Annotated in this window: 16 protein-coding genes; 7 read left to right on the top strand and 9 right to left on the bottom strand. The window is 62.1% G+C overall.

Annotation, left to right across the window (positions count from 1 at the left end; genetic code table 11):
* Position 1: 1 nt before the first annotated feature.
* The 8 genes from CAF79_RS03710 to CAF79_RS03745 are packed head-to-tail and all read right to left on the bottom strand — an operon-like array spanning position 2 to position 8,987.
* Positions 2 to 1,132: a glycosyltransferase family 4 protein gene (locus CAF79_RS03710; RefSeq protein WP_085696647.1), complete on the bottom strand. Its 1,131-nt coding sequence runs from the start codon at positions 1,130 to 1,132 to the stop codon at positions 2 to 4.
* Complete coding sequence (locus CAF79_RS03715; protein ID WP_085696648.1) at positions 1,133 to 2,263, bottom strand: glycosyltransferase family 1 protein; 1,131 nt, start codon at positions 2,261 to 2,263, stop codon at positions 1,133 to 1,135.
* A complete protein-coding gene (locus CAF79_RS03720) occupies positions 2,247 to 3,614 on the bottom strand; it encodes a glycosyltransferase family 1 protein (protein WP_085696650.1) in 1,368 nt (455 codons plus the stop codon). The genes CAF79_RS03715 and CAF79_RS03720 overlap by 17 nt, the downstream gene beginning before the upstream one ends.
* Positions 3,611 to 4,861: an ABC transporter ATP-binding protein gene (locus tag CAF79_RS03725; protein ID WP_085696652.1), complete on the bottom strand. Its 1,251-nt coding sequence runs from the start codon at positions 4,859 to 4,861 to the stop codon at positions 3,611 to 3,613. Before CAF79_RS03725 ends, CAF79_RS03720 begins: the two co-directional genes overlap by 4 nt.
* Complete coding sequence (locus CAF79_RS03730; protein ID WP_011336675.1) at positions 4,861 to 5,658, bottom strand: ABC transporter permease; 798 nt, start codon at positions 5,656 to 5,658, stop codon at positions 4,861 to 4,863. Before CAF79_RS03730 ends, CAF79_RS03725 begins: the two co-directional genes overlap by 1 nt.
* On the bottom strand, positions 5,659 to 7,101 hold the full coding sequence (locus tag CAF79_RS03735; protein WP_085696654.1) for a mannose-1-phosphate guanylyltransferase/mannose-6-phosphate isomerase: 1,443 nt from the start codon (positions 7,099 to 7,101) through the stop codon (positions 5,659 to 5,661). It abuts the gene before it with no gap.
* A gap of 3 nt (positions 7,102 to 7,104) precedes the next feature.
* Positions 7,105 to 8,076 carry a GDP-mannose 4,6-dehydratase gene (gmd, locus tag CAF79_RS03740; RefSeq protein ID WP_007954189.1) on the bottom strand — a complete coding sequence of 324 codons (972 nt, stop codon included), beginning with the start codon at positions 8,074 to 8,076 and terminating at the stop codon, positions 7,105 to 7,107.
* Complete coding sequence (locus tag CAF79_RS03745; RefSeq protein WP_085696656.1) at positions 8,073 to 8,987, bottom strand: GDP-mannose 4,6-dehydratase; 915 nt, start codon at positions 8,985 to 8,987, stop codon at positions 8,073 to 8,075. Before CAF79_RS03745 ends, gmd begins: the two co-directional genes overlap by 4 nt.
* Positions 8,988 to 9,413: 426 nt before the next feature.
* Here CAF79_RS03745 and CAF79_RS03750 point away from each other — a divergent pair, with 426 nt between their 5' ends.
* Genes CAF79_RS03750 through CAF79_RS03780 form a run of 7 tightly spaced genes read left to right on the top strand, consistent with a single transcriptional unit; the run spans position 9,414 to position 18,482 of the window.
* Positions 9,414 to 10,961: a glycosyltransferase gene (locus CAF79_RS03750; RefSeq protein ID WP_256579227.1), complete on the top strand. Its 1,548-nt coding sequence runs from the start codon at positions 9,414 to 9,416 to the stop codon at positions 10,959 to 10,961.
* Positions 10,955 to 12,259, top strand: a complete 1,305-nt coding sequence (locus CAF79_RS03755; RefSeq protein ID WP_085696659.1) for a glycosyltransferase — start codon at positions 10,955 to 10,957, stop codon at positions 12,257 to 12,259. Before CAF79_RS03750 ends, CAF79_RS03755 begins: the two co-directional genes overlap by 7 nt.
* Positions 12,256 to 13,152 carry a bifunctional 2-polyprenyl-6-hydroxyphenol methylase/3-demethylubiquinol 3-O-methyltransferase UbiG gene (locus CAF79_RS03760; protein ID WP_085696661.1) on the top strand — a complete coding sequence of 299 codons (897 nt, stop codon included), beginning with the start codon at positions 12,256 to 12,258 and terminating at the stop codon, positions 13,150 to 13,152. Before CAF79_RS03755 ends, CAF79_RS03760 begins: the two co-directional genes overlap by 4 nt.
* Entirely contained in the window at positions 13,149 to 14,303 is a 1,155-nt protein-coding gene (locus CAF79_RS03765; protein WP_085696663.1) for an acyltransferase, read from the top strand. The genes CAF79_RS03760 and CAF79_RS03765 overlap by 4 nt, the downstream gene beginning before the upstream one ends.
* Positions 14,297 to 15,115, top strand: a complete 819-nt coding sequence (locus CAF79_RS03770) for a class I SAM-dependent methyltransferase (RefSeq protein WP_085696665.1) — start codon at positions 14,297 to 14,299, stop codon at positions 15,113 to 15,115. The genes CAF79_RS03765 and CAF79_RS03770 overlap by 7 nt, the downstream gene beginning before the upstream one ends.
* 48 nt (positions 15,116 to 15,163) lie before the next feature.
* A complete protein-coding gene (locus CAF79_RS03775; RefSeq protein WP_085696666.1) occupies positions 15,164 to 16,357 on the top strand; it encodes a DUF3142 domain-containing protein in 1,194 nt (397 codons plus the stop codon).
* Complete coding sequence (locus CAF79_RS03780; protein ID WP_085696668.1) at positions 16,344 to 18,482, top strand: hypothetical protein; 2,139 nt, start codon at positions 16,344 to 16,346, stop codon at positions 18,480 to 18,482. The genes CAF79_RS03775 and CAF79_RS03780 overlap by 14 nt, the downstream gene beginning before the upstream one ends.
* On the opposite strand, the gene CAF79_RS03785 is transcribed toward CAF79_RS03780, so the two are convergent.
* On the bottom strand, positions 18,479 to 19,108 hold the full coding sequence (locus tag CAF79_RS03785; RefSeq protein WP_085696670.1) for a LysE family translocator: 630 nt from the start codon (positions 19,106 to 19,108) through the stop codon (positions 18,479 to 18,481). The genes CAF79_RS03780 and CAF79_RS03785 overlap by 4 nt on opposite strands.
* Positions 19,109 to 19,222 lie beyond the last annotated feature (114 nt).

Consider the following 19,222-nt stretch of genomic DNA (forward strand, 5'->3'; position numbering starts at 1 on the left):
ATCAGGCGAAGGACAATGCCTTTTCTTCCAGCAACTCCTGATACAACTCGGTCCACTTGCGGCCCATCTCATCGGCTGTGAATAACTGCCGATAACGGGCCTCAGCCTTGAGGCCCATTTCGGCGGCGCGGGCCGGGTTTTCCCACAGGGTGCGCATCGCTTCACGAAACGCCTGTGGATGACTCGGAGGCACCACCAGTCCGGTTTCGTTGTGGATATTGATATAGCTGGTGCCGGTGCCGATCTCGCTGGAGATCATCGGTTTGCCGTACATCGCGCCTTCGAGCAGCGAAATGCCGAACGCTTCCGAGCGCAGGTGCGACGGGAATACGATGGCGTAGCTCAGTTGCAGCAGGGCGACCTTGTCTTCATCGCTCAGACGGCCGAGGAAATGAATGTTGCGCAGGCCCAGCGCGGCGGCCTGGGCGTGCAGTTCCTGCTCCAGCGGGCCGGCGCCGACGATCACCACCGGATAGTCCACGTCTTTCAAGGCGTCGAGCAGGATGTGCAGGCCCTTGTAATAGCGCATCACCCCGACGAACAGGAAAAACTTATCCCCAAGCTGCTGACGCCAGCGGTTCATGCGCTCGACGTCGGGCTGTGGATAACCTGCCTTGTTCAATCCATACGGGATGACGCGGGTCTTGTCCCGAAACTGCTGCAACACATCGCTGGTGTGCAGGTAGTTCGGCGAAGCCGCGACAATCCGGTCGGCGCTGGCGAGAAAGCGGTTCATCAGGGGGCGATAAAGTTTGAGCAGGTGCTTCTGGCGAATGATGTCCGAGTGGTACGTCACCACCGTCGGTTTGTTCACGCCGCTGGCGAAGTGCACCAGATCCATGAACGGCCACGGGAAGTGGTAGTTGATCACGTCGGCTTCGGCGGCCAGGTCGCGAAACCGCTTGAACACGCTCCAGGAAAACCCGGTGGAGGCGAACTGCACGTCCAGTCTGGCCCGATGCACTTCGTGCTGGCCAAGGCGTACCACGGCTGGCTCGGGATTGGCGCTGAGCGTCAGTACCTGGCCTTCGATGCCGTGCTGGGCGCCACTTTCGCAGAGTTGAAAGATGACTTGTTCGATACCGCCGACCGAGTCAGGCAGGTATGTCTTGAAAAAATGGAGAACCCGCATTCAACCTCCCATGGCCTGGTGGTAGGCGCCGGCCGTGGCCTGCGCGCAACGCTTCCAGGAAAAAAGCCGTGCCTGCTGCAATCCGGCTTCCCGGCATGCCTGCCAGTGCGCTTGATCATCGATCAGTCGGCTCATCGCATCACGCAAGCCGTCTGCATCGTCAGCTTCAATATAGTTGCCGGCATCGCCCGCCACTTCCGGCATGGCCGAAGAGCGGGTGAGCACCACCGGCGTGCCGCTGGCCATCGCTTCCAGCACCGGCAGGCCGAACCCCTCATACAGCGACGGAAAAACCAGCGCCCGGGCGCCGGCCAGCAATTGCGCGACTTGCTCGTCGGGCAAATAGCCGAGCAGGCACACGTGCCCGCAAGCCAGCGCCTGATTCAATTCTTCACTGAACTGATCGCGCTGCCAGCCGGCCATGCCGACGATCAACAGCGGGAAACGCTGGCGCACCCGTTCCGGCAGCCGCCCGTGGGCGCGCAGGGCCAGGTTAAGGTTCTTGCGCGGCTCCAGAGTCCCGACACACAGGAAATACTCCCGGTACTCGACCGCATGGGCCTTGAGCACCGCATCGATGTCGTGCGGCTCGCGCGGATGGAAGCGCTCGGCGACACCCAGCGGCGCGACCACGAAGCGCTCGGCAGGCAGTCCGAAATAATCCCGGGCCTCGTCAGCGATGGCTTGTGAGTCAGTCAGAATGATCCGCGCCTGGCGTACGCCGTCGGCGAGCCGCCGTTCGATTTCCCGCAGCCGTGCCGGCGGCTGGGTCTCGGGAAAATGCAGGTGCGTGAGATCGTGCAGGGTGATCACGGTCGGGCCGTCGAAGGCCAGCGGCCACAGGCTTGGTTCGTGATACAGATCGACCGGTTGCGCAGGGCCCTGATCGAAGCGTTTCTGCTCCAGCCAGCGGCGCGCCTGATAGGCGCCAGGGATCTGTCGCAGCAGCGGCGTCAGGCGCGAATAACCGGGCATCGCCGCTTCCGGCAGTTGCGAGCTCCAGCCCCAGCCATGGAACAGCGCCACTTCGATATCGGTTTCCGCGTGCAAGGCATTCACCAGCTCGGCCACGTAATGGCCGATGCCGGTGCGCGGTGCCTGGAGAATCCGGGCGTTAAGGGCTATGCGCATGTTGCCTCGCTGACACCTCAGGTGCCTCCAGCACATGGCGCGCGGTACGCTCGGCCAGTTGCGCGCTGGCTTCGCGCCAGCCGATCCATTGCCAGTCGCTCACATCGCGGGCCGCGGGGAATCGACCGCTGCGTTCAAAGGTCTGCACCAGATCGGCGAGGCTGTGCGGCGATTGCAGATCGAAATACGCCATGAATTCACCGCCGATCTCGCGGAACACCGGTATGTCACTGCCCATCGCCGGCAGCCCGCGCTGCATCGCTTCCACCAGCGGCAGGCCGAAACCTTCGATGAACGACGGAAACACCAGTGCGCTGGCATGGGCGTAAGCGTGTTCAAGGCTGGTGTCGCTCAAGTCGTTGAACATGAACAGACGCCGGTTCAGTTCGGGATGATTGCGGATCCGCGCAAGCAGCGCGTCGCACTTCCAGCCAATGCGCCCGGCAATGCACAAGCGAGCTTTCGAGCCGTTCGCCCAGGCATGGTCGAAGGCATCCAGCAGATAGTCGTGGTTCTTGCGCGGCTCGATGGTGCTGACCATCAGAAACACTGGCTCCGGTGTGGCGAACAGCTGTTGCAAACGTGGTTCGACGCCGGCTTCGACGCTCTGCAGATCCAGCTCCGAACCGAGGTGAAAGTAGTCGAACCAGCGTTTGCCGACTTGCGCCGATCCCAGGCGACGTTGCAGTTCTGCCCGCACCTGATCGCGCACCGTGGCGGAAATCGCCATGAAGCCGTCGGCGTTGCCGGCGATCCAGTCGAACCACTCGCTGTACACCTCGACCAGCCGCGTGTCGTAGAACTGCGGATGGGACAGCGGAATCAGGTCGTAGATCACCGCAACGAGGCCCAGGCCTTCCTGTTTGAGGCGCTCGGCATGCAGGAAAAAGTCCGAATGCCATGACGAATCCAGCAGCACCAGTTGATCGCCTGGCTGGTGTTGCAGTGGTTCACAGCGTTGAGGCATTTGATAGCGATTGACCTGCTCGACCAGCCGCAGCGGTAGCCCGAATGCACCGAACGAGGTCAGGCGATAGCCGACGTACAACACGCGTCGTGCCAGTTTTGTGCGGCAACGGGTGTCCAGCCGTTGATGCAGCTGCCAGAAACGATGAGCCAGCCGTTCCAGGCGTTCGCCAAACGTGACGATGGCATTGAACAGCGGCGAATCCAGCGGCGCCAGACGCTTCACACGGTATAACTGGCCCTTGAGCAGAACCACCGGCACGCATTCGACGCCTTCGGCACTCGGCGGCAGATGTTTGATGACGTTGCGCACCACCCGCTGAATCCCCGAATTGACCTTCGGGTGTTTGAAGACGTGGGTGCATTCGACCAGCAGGCGGGTCATGGCGCACGCTCCGCGAGGTTGTCCGCATGGCGGGTGATCGACGTGTGGGCGCCCAGCCAGGAACAGCCGACGAAATCTTCCTTGCGGTTGTTGATTACGTGAAATACCAGACCGTAGTCGCGCCATTCGAAGTTGCGGTCCAGGTGCGAGTCCAGTCGCGACAGGCTCAGGGCGACTGAATAGTTGCCCTTGCCCAAGCCCATGACGAAGGCGAAGCGATAGGTGATGCGCTCACCCGCCCGCAGGTCTTCCAGCGCCTGGTTCTGGCGGTGGGTATTGATGCCGTACATGGCCTGGCCCAGGCGATCCTTGATCAGGAAGCCGAGCACCAGCCGTTCGATGTCCTGACGAATCTCCACCTCGACTTCCAGTGTCACCGGCTGACCGACTTCGGCGGCGTCGATAGAGCGTTCGCGTTCATCGAGCAGACGCACGCTGAGGATCCCGGCCTCGCCGGTGCCGGACACGGTGCGTACCTGGCCGCCGTCGAGCAGTTCCTGGCGCACGGTCTGGCCTTCGCGCTCGGCGAGCAGGGCATTGTAGTAATCCATCACCGCTTCGGGCTTGTCGTGCATGACCATGTGGCCGCCCTCGAGCAGGATCGCCGAGTCGCAGATCGACTGGATCGCCGAACGGTCGTGGGACACGATCAACAGCGTGGTGCCGGCCTTGCGGAAGCTGCGGATGCGGTCGAAGCTTTTGTGCTGAAAGTAGGCGTCGCCCACCGACAGTGCTTCGTCGACGATCAGAATGTCGGGGCGGCGCGCGGTGGCGACGCTGAAGGCCAGACGCATCTGCATGCCGCTGGAGTAAGTGCGCACCGGGTGATCGATGGCCTCGCCGATTTCCGCGAAGCGTTCGATGTCCGGCATCAGTGCTTCGATGTCTTCGACCTGCATGCCCAGCAGTTGCCCGGCCATGATTGCGTTCTGTCTGCCGGTGAAGTCCGGATGAAAGCCCATGCCCAGTTCCAGCAGCGCGGCGACCCGGCCCTCGAGTTGGATCTGGCCGCAGGTCGGTTGAGTGGTGCCGGTGATCATTTTCAGCAGGGTGCTTTTGCCGGCGCCGTTGACCCCGACAATGCCCACCGCTTCGCCGGGGGCGATCTCGAAATTCACGTCTTGCAGCACCCAGTGCTGGCGATGGCGCATTGGCGAAAACGGTATCAGCCATTCGGCCAGGCGACTCCAGCGAGTGGGGTACTGCTTGTAGGCCTTGCCCAGGCCGGTAACGCGTATGTACCCCATCAGAGTTCATCCACCATTTCGCCGACCCGCCGGCGAAACAGGCGCAGGCCGACCGCACACAACAGCAGGCCGATCACGAAGATCGGCAGCAGCGAACTCCACACCGGCCACTGACCGTAGAGAAACAGGTTCTGATAACTGCCGATCAGATTGGTCAGCGGATTGAGCTGCAACAGGCGCTGCACCCACTCGGGCAGGATGCTCAGCGGGTACACGATCGGGGTCAGCCAGAACCAGAATTGCAGGCAGATGGCGAATAGCTGTCCGACATCGCGAAAGAACACGTTGAGCACGCCGAGGATCATGCCCAGCCCGGCGCAGAACAGCACTTGCAGCGCCAGCAGCGGCACCAGTGCCAACAGGGCCATGCCCGGCCAGCGTCCGGTGATCAACAGAAAGCCGAGGAACAGGCCGATGATGATCGCGAAGTTGATCCCGGCATTGAGCAGCACGATCACCGGCAGGCACAGGCGCGGGAAGCTGATTTTCTTCAGCAGGTTGGCGTTCTCCAGAAACATGTTCTGGCTGCGCAGGGTGATTTCCGAAAACAGGCCCCAGGTCAGCAGCCCGGCGCACAGGTAGACGCTGTAGGCCATGCCGTCGTCCACGCCGGGCAGACGGGCGCGCATGATGTGGGAAAAGATCACCGTGTACACGATGATCATCGACAGCGGGTTGAGTACCGTCCACAGCGCGCCGAACAGCGAATTGCGATACCGCGCTTGAAACTCCCGCTTGACGCTACCGAGGATGAAACCCCGGTAGTCATGCAGCGAGCGGTACAGGGAAAGCAGCATTCAAACCGTCCTGCCGTATTGGTCTTCGAAGCGGACGATGTCGTCCTCTCCCAGGTATTCGCCACTTTGCACTTCGATGATCACCAGGTCGATGACGCCGGGGTTCTCCAGGCGATGCTTGTGACCGGCGGCGATAAACGTTGATTCGTTCTTTGCCACCAGGGTCGTGCCGCTGCCGTTGTTGGTGACCTTGGCCATGCCTTCGACCACCACCCAGTGTTCATTGCGGTGATGGTGCATCTGCAACGACAGCTTGCCGCCGGGTTTGACCACGATGCGCTTGATCTTGAAGCGCGGACCTTCCTCAAGCACGGTGTAGGTGCCCCACGGACGGCTGACCGTGCGATGCAGACGATAGGCTTCGTGAGATTTGTCCTTGAGCTGTTTGGCCACCCGCCGCACATCCTGCGCACGGTCGGCGTGGGCCACCAGCACGGCGTCGGCGGTGTCGATGACGATCAGGTCTTCAACACCTACTGCGGCCACCAGCCGGCCTTCGCTTTGAACGAAGTTGTTGCGGCTGTCGATGAAGATCGCCTCGCCGCTGGCGCGATTGTTATCGGCGTCGGCCGGCACCAGCGCGGCGACTGCGCCCCACGAACCGATATCGCTCCAGTCGAAACCGGCGGGCACCACCACGACTTTCTCGGAGCGTTCCATTAACGCGTAGTCGATGGAAATGTCGGTGATCTCGGCGAACAGTTGCGGCGACAGTTCCTGTTGCAGGTAACCCGTGGTTTCCAGCGGTTCGCTGGCGGCCATGCAGGCGCGCGTCTGTTCCAGCAGCTCGGGGGCGTGCAGCTCCAGCTCTGCGATCAGGGTGGCGGTGGTGAAGCAGAACATTCCCGAGTTCCACAGGAAGTTGCCGCTTTCCAGGTAATGGGTGGCGGTTTGCAGGTCGGGCTTTTCCACGAAACGCTGGACCTTGGCTGCGCCTTTTGCATCCAGCGGGGCGCCGGTCTCGATGTAGCCGAAGCCGGTTTCCGGGGCGGTCGGTACCACACCGAAGGTCACCAGATAACCGTCTTTCGCCAGATTGACCGCGTGCTCGACCGCGCTTTTGAGTGCGTCTTCGTTGACGATCAAATGGTCGGCGGGCATCACCACCATGATCGCTGCATCACCGTGCAAGGCTTGCAGCGACAGTGCCGCCGCCGCGATGGCCGGTGCAGTGTTGCGCCCGGTGGGTTCAAGCAGGAAGTGCCCGCGATGGCGTGAAAGGCGCGCGGCCTGATAGTGATCCTTGCTCTGGAAGTAGTACTCGCGATTGGTCACCGTGACGATGTCGCCCCAGCCGTCCAGCAGCGCGGCGGCGCGGCGGTAGGTCTTGCCCAGCAGCGACTGGCCGTCGGGCAGGGCCATGAACGGCTTGGGATGGCCCTCGCGGGACACCGGCCACAAACGGGTGCCGGCACCGCCGGACAGAATCACGGGGATCAGCATGGCCTACTCCTTGGCGACGCGTTTCATGTCCGCATCCATCATCATGCGGATCAGGGTGTCGAGGTCGGTCTTGGGTTTCCAGCCGAGCACGCGCTGGGCCTTGGCCGGGTTGCCGAGCAGCACTTCGACTTCGGCCGGGCGGAAGAACGCCGGGTCGATCTTCACGTAGTCGCGGTAGTTGAGGCCGACGTGATCGAAAGCGATGCGGCACATCTCGCGCACGGTGGTGGTCACCCCGGTGGCGACCACGAAGTCGTCAGGCTTGTCCTGTTGCAGCATCAGCCACATGGCCTCGACGTAGTCACCGGCGAAGCCCCAGTCGCGCTTGGCGTCGATGTTGCCCAGGGCCAGCTCCTGCTGTTTGCCCTGCTTGATGCGGGCGGCCGCGTCGGTGACCTTGCGGGTCACGAATTCGATGCCACGCAGTGGCGATTCATGGTTGAACAGGATGCCGCTGCTGGCGTGCAGATTGAAACTTTCGCGGTAGTTGACGGTGATCCAGTGGCCGTAGAGTTTGGCCACGCCGTAAGGGCTGCGCGGGTAGAACGGGGTGTTTTCGTCCTGCTGCTCGGCCTGGATCAGGCCAAACATCTCGCTGGTGGACGCCTGATAAAAACGCGTGTGCGGACTGAACTGACGGATCGCTTCGAGCAAGTGAGTCACGCCCAGGCCATCGACGATGCCGGTGGTCACCGGTTGATCCCAGGAGGCAGCGACGAAGCTCTGGGCCGCCAGGTTGTACACCTCGTCCGGTGCCGATTTGATCACCGCACGCTGCACCGAGCAGGCGTCGGCCATGTCGCCGTCCAGGTAAACGATATCGGCTTCAACGCCCATCTCGCGCAGGCGCCAGCGTGAGTCGCTGCTGCGCCGTGCCACCAGGCCGTGAACCTTGTAGCCCTTGTCGAGCAGCAGTCTGGCCAGATAGGCGCCGTCCTGGCCGGTGATCCCTGTGATCAATGCACTTTTTGTCATTCTTGTCGTACTCGCGTCTCCCAGTCGGACAGGATCGCCCGCAGGGATTGTTGTGTAGTGATTTGCGGCGTCCATCCTGTGGTCCGGGCCAGCCGTTGATGGCTGCCGCAGACGCGACGCTGATCGGCGCGGCGCATGCGTGCCGGATCCTGAACCAGTTGCAACTCGACCTCGGCCAGATCGCCCAGCTGTTCGATGAGGCTGCGGATGCTTTGCTCATGTCCGGAGCAAATGTTGTAGACCTGCCCCGGCGTGCCTTTTTCCAGCAGCGCGAAATAGGCCGAGACCACGTCGCCGACATCAAGGAAGTCGCGGGTGACATCGATGTCACCGACTTCCAGCTGCGGTGCCTGCAGCCCTTGCTTGATGCGATTGATCTGCCGCGCGGCGCTGGCGATGACGAAGCTGTCCTTCTGCCCGGTGCCGATGTGGTTGAACGGACGCGCCACCAGCACCGGCCAGCCTTCGCTCAGTCCCCATTGCAGGCTGAGGAATTCGGCCGACAGCTTGCTCACGGCATAAGGATTGCGCGGGCAGGGCGGTTGTTGTTCGGTGATCGGCAGTGCGGCTTCTTCAACCTGGCCGTAGACGTCGCCCGAGCTGACATACAGGAACGTGCCCTTGAAGCCACGGGTCTTGAGTGCCTGCAACAGGTTCAGGGTGCCGAGCAGGTTGATGTCGATCGTACGTGCCGGGTCGCGGAAAGCTTCGGGGACAAAGGTCTGGCCAGCCAGGTGAATGACCGCATCGGGCAGCTGCGGCCACAGATCGATGAGGCTGTCCGGTTTTGTCAGGTCATAGGCAGAGGTGGCAGGCAGCAGTTGCCACGACGCGTCTTCCCCATGCAGACGTGACTGGATGTGTTGTCCTACGAACCCGCTGAGGCCCGTGATGAACAGACTCTTTTTCAAACAGCGACCCCTCGGTCTTTAACTTTCACCTCTTCCCACAGGTTTTAAGGGGATGTCTGTCAGACCGAGAGAAAAACCATGTCAGAAGACGGGTGAAGTCGTTGTTGTATTTGTTTGGTTGCCAATCTGTGCCAATTGCGCAGCAATTTCAACCGGGCAAATCGTGACTGGTCAGTTCTCGTCAGAGTAGTCGGGTTTTTCTCGCCGGGCGGTTCCCGAATCCTTGGGGGATGTGTTTAGAATGCCCCTCGGCGCGATCTCCTGCGGCATTTCGCAAGGATCGTGCGACAGGGTAAAACCGAACATTAAAACAAGAACAGAGACGTGCCCGATGACGCAGGACGAACACCGCTGATACCGGTTCGATCCGACGCCTGGCCGTCATAGCGTGAAGCGGCCGGGATGGTGGTTTCACCGTGGGATGCCATGAATTTCATTCTCTACTCGGATGTCAACGACCGCTCCATCAGCCAGAGTCTCGGGCGTCCCGAATACAGCTACTACTTTGTGCTCAAGGCCTATCGCCCGGTGCTGGAAAGCCTGGGGCGGGTGCATGTGGTGTCCAGCCGCGCCGAGGTCGATCCACTCTATCGAACACTGCTCGGCGCCGGGGAAAGCAGCGTTTTCCTGTCCTTCACGCCTCCACAAAATACGCCGACCGACCTTGAATGTCCGACGATCTGCGTGATCGCATGGGAGTTCGATTCAATCCCTGATGAGTCGTGGGATGACGATCCGCGTCACGACTGGACGCAGATGCTCGCACGACAGGGACGGGTGATTACGCTGTCGAGCCATACCGCCCGCGCGATCCGCCGCGCCATGGGCGAAGACTTTCCGGTACTCGTGCTGCCGACACCCTTGTGGGAAAACTTCGCCGCCATTCGTGAGCAGCCTGCCAGTGCGCCGATCAATACCGGCGCGACCCTGGCAATCAAGGGCTGCATTTTCGACAGCCGCACGCTGGGACTGTCTGCCGATGACTTGCTGCCAAAACCGCTGACTGCCGAGCAACTGGCTGAAATCGAGGCTCTGCGCCCGCCACCGCTGACGGTCAAACGGCGCCTGGTCATTGCCCGTCATTATCTGCGCCTGTGGATGCTGGACGCGGGTGAAGAACGGGTGAAATACCTGCACAACTGGTACTGGGAAGGTGTGCAGGATCTGCTGTCGGACAGCGCACACGCCTGGCTTGAAAAACGTTTCCCGGCCATCGCCGCGCCGCATGCGGTGGCTGTGGCCGAGCCACCTCCGCTGGATTTGCCGGATACCTCTTCGGTAGTGGAGGCTGCGGTGGAAGGCGTGGTCTATGTCACTGTGTTCAACCCCAAAGACGGCCGCAAGAACTGGCACCATCTGATCACCGCGTTCTGCTGGGCCTTTCGCGAAACGCCTGACGCGACCCTGGTGCTGAAGATTACCCAGAACGATCTGGCGTCCTACTACAGCGAACTGATGACCTTGCTCGCGCAATTGACACCGTTCGCCTGCCGGGTGCTGGTGATGCACGGTTATCTGGACGACGAGCAATACGCGCGGCTTTACCGGGCTGCCAGTTTTTACGTCAACGCCTCACGTTGTGAGGGCTTGTGCCTGCCGCTGATGGAGTTCATGTCCAGCGGCAAACCGGTGATCGCCCCGGACCATACGGCGATGGAAGACTACATCGACGACACGGTGGCCTTCGTCGTGCAGTCCAGCGAAGAGCTGACGATCTGGCCCCAGGACACCCGAATCATCTACCGCACCCTGCGCTATCGGCCCGACTGGGCTTCGCTCAAACGCGCCTATGAGAACAGTTACCGGATGGCCAAGTCGCAGCCGCAGGATTACGCGCGCATGTCCGCCGCTGCTGTCGAACGCATGCAAGACTACTGCGCGTTCGCTCCGGTGCAACGGCGCATGGCGGACTTTTTCGGTCTCGTGCCGCTGGCTGCCGATGCCGCCCCCGTGACGGATAACGCCTCATGCTGATCATCATTCACTCGGAAACCAACCAGCACACCATCGCGCAGAACCTGGGGCGGTCGGAGTACAGCTATTACTTCGTGCTCAAGGAATACCGACCGGTGCTCGAACGCCTTGGGCGTGTGGTGGAAGTCGTCGACCCGGTGCGCGAAGTCGATGCGCTGTATCTGGAATGCCTGTCCCGTGGCGAGCCGTGCGTGTTTCTGTCGTTCTCGCCGCCGCACCGCACGCCGACTCATCTGGCATGCCCGACGCTGCCGGTGTTCGCCTGGGAATTCAGCACCATTCCCAACGAACCCTTCGACAACGAGCCGCGCAATGACTGGCGCATGGTGCTCCAGGCCTGTGGTGCGGCGATCACTCATTCCAGCTACACGGTCAATGCGGTGCGCGAAGCCATGGGTGCCGATTACCCGATTGTCGCGGTGCCGGCGCCGGTGTGGGATCGCTTCGCGGCCCGCGGCACGCAGCCTCAGGGGCAGCCCTCGACAGGACCGGTTCGACTGACGATCAAGGGTTTGGTCGCCGACAGTCGTCAGCTCAATCTCGACGCGTTCGGCCCGAAACACTTGCGCCGTGGCGAGGGCATCGATTTCCAGGCGCCGGTGCGCGAGCAGGAGCTGCTGCTGGACGGTGTCGTCTACACATCGGTGTTCAATCCCGGTGACGGACGCAAGAACTGGGAAGACATGCTCAGTGCATTCTGCGTGACGTTCCGCGACATCGAAGACGCGACGCTGGTGCTCAAGCTCACGCATCACGATGCCGAAGAGGCGCTCGGCGACATTCTTCATCACCTTTACAAAAACCAGTCCTACCGCTGCCGCATCGTGCTGATTTATGGCTACCTCGCGGACGCGGACTACGAGCGTCTGGTGCAGGCCACCCGATACGTGGTGAACACTTCCTACGGCGAGGGCCAGTGCCTGCCGCTGATGGAATTCATGTCCTGCGGCAAACCAGCGGTGGCGCCGCGCACCACGGCAATGATCGATTACCTGAGCACCGACAACGCGTTTCTGGTCGAGTCCACCGATGAACTCACCGCTTGGCCGCACGATCCGCGCAAGGCGTTCCGCACATTGCGCTACATGACCAACTGGGCGTCGGTCTGTGTGGCCTATCGCGACAGCTATGAGGTGGCGAAGAACGACCCCGGGCGTTATGCGCAAATGTCGGCGCAGGCCGTTTCCAGTCTCCAGGCGTTCTGCAGTCAGGCGGTGGCCGAGCAGCGTTTGCGTGATTTCCTTGCTCAAGTGCAGGAATCTCGCGCTGTCGCTGCAACGGAAGCCACAGGCACATGATCCGCGCATTGCTGAGGCGTTTGCGTCCGGTTGCGCGATCGGTGCCGGACTCTTCGCCGGTTGCTGCGCCTGAACCGCTGGCCGCCAGTGTTTCGCCGCGAGACGTCGGCCTGCGCGATGCCATGATCGACGGCTGGTTTCACGGCGACAGTGGCGAGCTGCTCAAGGGCTTTGTCATCGATGCCGGCGACACTTTGCTCGATGTGGGTTGTGGCGAGGGCGTGGCGACATTGTTCGCCGTGCGCCAAGGCGCCTCGGTGATCTTCACCGACAGCGAGCACGACAAGGTGCGCGACCTCGCCCGGCAAGTCGAAGCGCAGAGCCGCAAGGCCAGCCTCGGTCTGGTCAGCAACAGTCTGCCACTGCCGTTGAGCGACGGCTGTGCGAGCAAGGTCGTGTGCATGGAAGTGCTGGAGCACATCGACCAGCCCGAGCCGTTCATGGCCGAACTGGTGCGCATGGGCCGTCCCGGCGCGTTGTATCTGCTCAGTGTGCCGGCACCGGTAGGCGAGCATTTGCAGCAAGGCATCGCTCCGGCGGGTTATTACCAGTCACCCAATCATGTGCAGATCTTCACCCCGGAGCGCTTCGCGGCCCTGGTGGAGGATGCCGGTCTGGTGATCGAGCATCGTCAGGCCACGGGTTTTTTCTGGGTGATGGGTATGATCTTTTTCTGGGCCAGCGAACGGGCTGCCGGACGTGACCTCGACGGTGCCGTGCGCGACCGGATCCAGGCACCGTATCCACCGTTGATGGAGAGTTGGGCCAGGACCTGGCAGGACTTGCTGGCGCAGCCCGATGGATTGGCGATCAAACAGATGCTCGACCGGTTCATGCCCAAGAGTCAGGTGATCATCGCCCGCAAACCGATTGATACAGGACGTGTGTCATGAGCGGCAAACGGATCATGGACATCGAAGTCTTGCGAGCTGTCGCGGTACTCGGCGTGTTGTTTCATCACTTGCAGGGCAGCCTGTTCACCGACCCGGTACCGCTGCTTGAAAGGATCCATGCCGTAGCGCAACCGTGGTGGGGCGTCGACCTGTTTTTTGCCATCTCCGGGTTTGTTATCGCCCGCAGCCTGATCCCGGCGCTGCGCGGTTGCAGCAATCGCCAGGAATACTGGGAGCAGACGCGCAATTTCTGGCTGCGCCGGGTCTTTCGCCTCTTGCCGTCGGCCTGGCTGTGGCTGGCGCTGATGCTGCTGGCGTGTGTGTTTCTCAACCGTTCGGGGGCATTCGGCACATGGTCGGCCAACGTTCAGGCCACCCTGGCAGGCGTGCTTCAGTACGCCAACTTCCGCTTTGCCGATGCGTTCTTTCATTACGAATACGGCAGCAGTTTCGTCTACTGGAGTCTGGCGCTGGAGGAGCAGTTCTACCTGTTGTTTCCGCTATTGATCCTGCTGTGCCGCAAGCATCTGGTGTGGGCATTGCTGGCACTTGTAGCGGTGCAATTGTTCACCGTGCGTACGCCACTGCTGATGGTGATCCGTACCGACGCGCTGGCGCTGGGTGTGCTGTTGGCGATAGGGAGCGTGCAGCCGGGTTACCGCCGTTGGGAGCCCGTATTCCTGCGTCGGCCGTGGGCCGGATTGTCCGCGCTGATCGGTCTCGGAGCGCTGCTGAGCTTCATGGCTACCGACCGTTTCACCTTTGCCGGCTACCGCATCGGGTCTATCGCCGTGCTCAGCGCCGTGCTGGTGTGGATCGCCTCGTACGATCGCAATTACCTGTTGCCGGCCGGTGGCCTGCAACGGCTGATGGCATGGATCGGCAGCCGCTCCTACGGCATTTACCTGATCCACATCCCGGCCTATCAACTGGTGCGGGAAATGACCTTCCGTTTGCAGAGCGCCGGTCTGCCGAGCCCGGCAGGGCATCCGATCGTGACGCTGCTGATCGCCGGTGGCCTGATCGTTCTGCTCAGCGAACTCAACTACCGCTTTATCGAAATGCCCATGCGCAATCGAGGCGCCACGCTGGTGAAACGCCTCGGCACTTCGCGAACCGTCGTCTCGTCCTCTGGAGCCACCTCATGCTGAGCCTTTTGAAAAAACTCACGGCGGCTCCGGCCCCCGTACAAGCTGTCGCACCGGTCGCCGACAAGGTAGACCCATATATGCTCGGCCTGCACGATGCGATGCTCAGCGGCTGGTTCAATCAGGAAACCGGTGAGCTGTTCAAAGACTTTCCGGTGACCGCCGACGACACCTTGCTGGACGTTGGCTGCGGAGACGGTGGCAACGTGCATTTCTGCGGCATGCGCGGGGCGAAGATCATCATTGCCGACATCGACGGCGCCAAGGTCGAAGCGACCCGTAAGCGCCTGAGCGATACGCCGGCGCGTGGCGTCGAATGCCATGTGACCGATTGCAATCCGCTGCCGATCGCCGATGGCACCGCCACTCGCGTGGTGTCCACTGAAGTCATCGAGCACGTCGACGACCCGGCGCAGTTCCTTGCCGAACTGGTGCGGGTCGGCCAGTCGGGCGCGCTGTATTTGCTCAGCGTGCCGCACCCCAGCTCCGAGGACCTGCAAAAGGACATCGCCGCACCGGAGTATTTCCAGAAGCCCAACCACATTCGCATCATCAGTGAGGAACAGTTCAAGGCGATGGTCAGCGAGGCGGGGCTCGAGATCATCAGTCACAGCCAGTACGGCTTTTACTGGTCGATGTGGATGTTGCTGTTCTGGGAAGCCAAGGTCGAATTCAGCAATCCGGATCATCCGCTGCTCAATCACTGGGCCGAGACCTGGCAAGCGGTGCTGGACTCGCCGCGCGGCGCGCAGATCAAGCAGGCGCTGGATGCGGTGGTGGCCAAGAGTCAGGTCATCATCGCCCGCAAGCCCTGAGCGCTTTTGTGTAACCTTGCAGCCTGATGTCTCAGGGATCTGCAAGGTATGCGCTTTATCATCGGGTGTTCAGCCGTGGTGGCTGTATTGTTGCTGTGTGCTTGTGAACGGCAGGACGCAGCGCCGCTCGATCAGCAGCTTTATGTCTGGCAACGGCAATGGACGCCGGCCCATGAACCTGCCCTGAACGACAGTCGCAGTGACTTTTCGACGTTGCGGGTATTGGCGCTGCAGGCTTTCCCGAATGCGGGATGGAGTCGGGCACGAATCGATACCGCACTGCTGAAACGCGATGCCCGGCCGTTGATCGCAGTAATTCGTCTCGACGGCCAGCTCAAGGCGCTCGACCCGCAAGCGGTCACTGCGCAAATCCTTCAAGTACTTGCCGACTGGCAAGGGCAGGGGCTGAACCTGAGCGGCGTCGAGATCGACCATGACGCCGGCAGTGCCCGACTGCCCGCTTACATCGAATTCCTCACTCACTTGCGCGGCGCATTGCCGGCCAGCCTGCCCCTGAGCATCACCGCATTGCCCGCCTGGCTCGACAGCCCGCAATTGCCGGCGCTGTTGACGACCGTCGACAGCAGCGTGTTGCAGGTGCACGCCGTCAGCGATCCGCGTCACGGTCTGTTCGATCCCGAGCAGGCGCAGCGCTGGGCCAAGGCCTGGGCGCGGGTGACCAACAAGCCGTTTTATCTGGCGCTGCCGGCCTACGGCGTGGCGTTGCTGGCGAATACCGATGGCGCCCCGGTGGTGGAAAGTGAAGTGCCGCTCGAACGTGGCGGCCAGCGACGCGAATTGCTGGCCGATCCACAACAGTTGGGCCGGTTGGCCAAAGTATTACGCGAGGATCGCCCGGCGCATCTGGCCGGCCTGATCTGGTTTCGCCTGCCGTTGGCCAACGACCGCAGAGCCTGGAGTCTGAGCACGCTGCGTGCGGTCGCCCGAGGCGATGCATTGAACAGCCAGCTCGGCTTGGTGTTCACCGAACAGAACGATGTGAATGACATCACCTTGCGTAACCTCGGTAACCTCGACAGCACCTGGCCCGCCCGCATCACCATCAAGGCCCGGGGCTGTGAAGGGGCTGACGCGCTCGCCGGTTACACGTTGCAACAGACGGCGGATCTGCTTACCTTCACCCGCCTGCGCGACGGCCGATTGCCGGCGGGCGGGCAGCGGGCGATCGGTTGGGCACGCTGCGCAAATATTGATCAAGGAGGTTCGCATGTTGACCCGTAACTGGCCCCGCCATCTGCTTTGTCTGAGTCTCAGCCTGCCGCTGGGATCGGCCCTGGCCTGCGGCCCTGATTTCCCGATGCGTCTGCTCGACGATCGCGGGCAATCGCTGGCGGAACTGCCGGAGGGCAACTTCAGGTTCGAGATCAGTCGTCTCGGCAAAACCATTGCCGGGCTGAAGAATGTCACCGTCGCCACCCACAATCCGGATGACATCTACGCCGAGGCGCCAGAACCCGCCGAGGTGCGCGACAAGGCCGAGCAGATCGGTCTGACACCTGAACAGCAGGCACTGGTCAAACGACTGCGCAGCCTGACCGATGCGCGTCAGGTCGACGTGCAGGGCGCGAGCCTGCCGGCGGAACTGCGTCTATATGTGGCGGGCGCCGTGGCGTTCGGCGCCGGTGACCATCAACTGGCTGTCGAGTATTTCCGTCAGTTGCTGGCGCTGCCGGCCGATCAGCGCGCGTTGCGCAGCACTTGGGCGGCTTATTCACTGGGCCGGGCATTCTTTGCCATGAGCCGCGAAGCCGGGGATGCGCTACAAGCCTTGGAAAACGCCATCGAAGCCTTCCGCCAGACCCGGCAATTGAGCATCGACGGTTTCAGCGATCCGCTGGAACTCGGCGTGGCCAGCCTCGGCGAAGAGGCGCGAGCGCTGCGCACGGCAGGTGACTGGAACAACGCCATCAAGCTCTATGCCGCGCAGAATCTGCACGGCTCGAACGTCGGTTACACCTCGCTCAAACAATTGATGAACGAGCTGGCCGAGGAGCCCGAAGACCGGCTGGCGAAATTGCTGCGCGGCGAAGCGGTGCAGCAACTGGTGACCGCCTCGCTCATCAGCCGGATGGGCTGGTCGTTTGGCGATGAGCCGCCGAACGAGAAGAAGCTGGTCAAGGCCCTGCAAGCGAGCACGCGCGGCAGCCTCGACAACGCTGATCGATTGGCGGCGATGAATTACCAACAGGGCGATTACGCCAGCGCCAAGGCGTTCCTCGAACACGCTGGCGACAGTGGCCTGGCGTGGTGGTTGCGGGCAAAACTGGCGGTGCGCGACGGCGACAGGAACGCAGCAGCTGCGGCCTACGCAAAAGCCGCGCAAGCGTTCCCGCAGGACGAATCCTGGGGTGAGCGGCGCACCGCCGACTGGAATATCGAAAGCGTGCAGCCCAAGTGCCGGGTCGAGGGTGAAAGCGCGATTCTCGCGCTGCAACGTGGCGAGTATCTGCAGGCTTTTGACCAGTTGTATCGCAGCCGGAATATTTACTGGTTCGACGCCGCGACCGTGGCCGAGCGGGTGCTGACGGTCGAAGAACTGAAAAACTACGTCGATACCAATGTCCCGGCACCGCCCGCGCTGAGTCAGCAGGATCGCGACAATTACGTGCCGCTGCCGGTGGCCGCAAGCCTGCGCAATCTGCTGGGGCGGCGGTTGCTGCGTGAGGGGCGTTATGAAGAGGCGGTCGGCTATTTCGACAGCGCCGATCTGCAGAACAAGGCCCGGCTCTATGGTGAGCAACGCCTGAAGGCAGATTCGGCATGGTGGCCAACCAAGCGTGCCAGCGCGCTGTTCAATGCCGCGTGGACGGCCCGTGAGTGGGGCATGGACATTCTGGGCTACGAAATGGCCCCGGATTACGCGACCTTCGGCGGCAACTACAGTCTGGAAAATGCCGGGCTCAAAGTCGGGCCGCTGGTGAGCGAAGCCGAAGTGCAACGTCAGAAAGCCAGTGAGGCGCAGCCGGATGAGCGTTATCACTATCGGTTCGTCGCGACGGCGCTGGCCAGTCGGGCGGCGGATAATCTGCCGCACACCAGTCAGGCATTCGCCGCCGTATTATGCTCGGCGGCGGGCTGGAACAGCAGCCTGGAAGAGCAGAGCGCCTTGTACAAACGCTATGTCGACGAAGGGCCGTACGTACCGTGGGCCGTGGATTTCGGCCATCAATGCCCTTATCCGGACTTCGAAAACGCCGACAAGCGCTACGTCACTCAGGTGACCGATTCGGTGCGTTCGACACTGCGGCCGTACAAGTGGCCGGTTCAGATCGGCGCGATTGTGGCCTTCACTGCCGTGGCGTTGTTGCTGATTGCTCGCCGCCAACGCAAGGCCCGCAAACCTTAAGCCTGCTGGACAAACGTCAGGCGAACGGCGAAGCCGATCAACAGGCTGCCGAACAGCCACTGTTGCACTCGTTGGGCTGTCGGGCTGTGTTTCAGCCAGCGGCCCAGCGCGGCGCCGGTCAGGGCGTAGGCGCTGTCGAACAGCAGGCCTGCGCCCACCAGGATCGCGCCGAGCAGCGCAAACTGCGTCAGCACCGGTGCGCCATTCGCCACGATGAATTGCGGCAGCAGCACCGAACAGAACAGCAACGCTTTCGGGTTGAGCAGATTGGTCAGCAGGCCGCGACGGATGGCTGCGTACCACTGCGCATGACTGTCCGTTACGGTGTCGGCGTTCAGATCCGGCAACAGCGTGGTGCGCAGACATTGAACGCCGATCCACAGCAAGTACGCCGCCCCGGCGATCCGCACGGCATCGAACGTCCACGGCGCCGCCTTGAACAGCGCCGCCAAACCCAACGCCGCCAACGCGACGTGGCAACCTCGGGCAATCGCCAGGCCCATCGCCGTGGCCAGCGCTGCGCCGCGTCCCTGGCGGGCGCCGGTCTGCAACAGCAGGATCATGTCCGGGCCGGGCAGCAGATAGACCACCCCCAACGCCAGGAAAAACAGCCAGAGACTCGCCATGTCGCACCCCTCTCGTTGTCGATTCGGTCGCCTCAGTCTAGGGCCGAAGGGCAGGGCAGGTGGTTGCGTAATCAGCTTCTAAGGGCGGATGAATTGGCATAATCTGCACACTTT

Origin of the sequence: Pseudomonas sp. B26(2017), assembly GCF_002113045.1 — a bacterium.
GTDB lineage: Bacteria > Pseudomonadota > Gammaproteobacteria > Pseudomonadales > Pseudomonadaceae > Aquipseudomonas.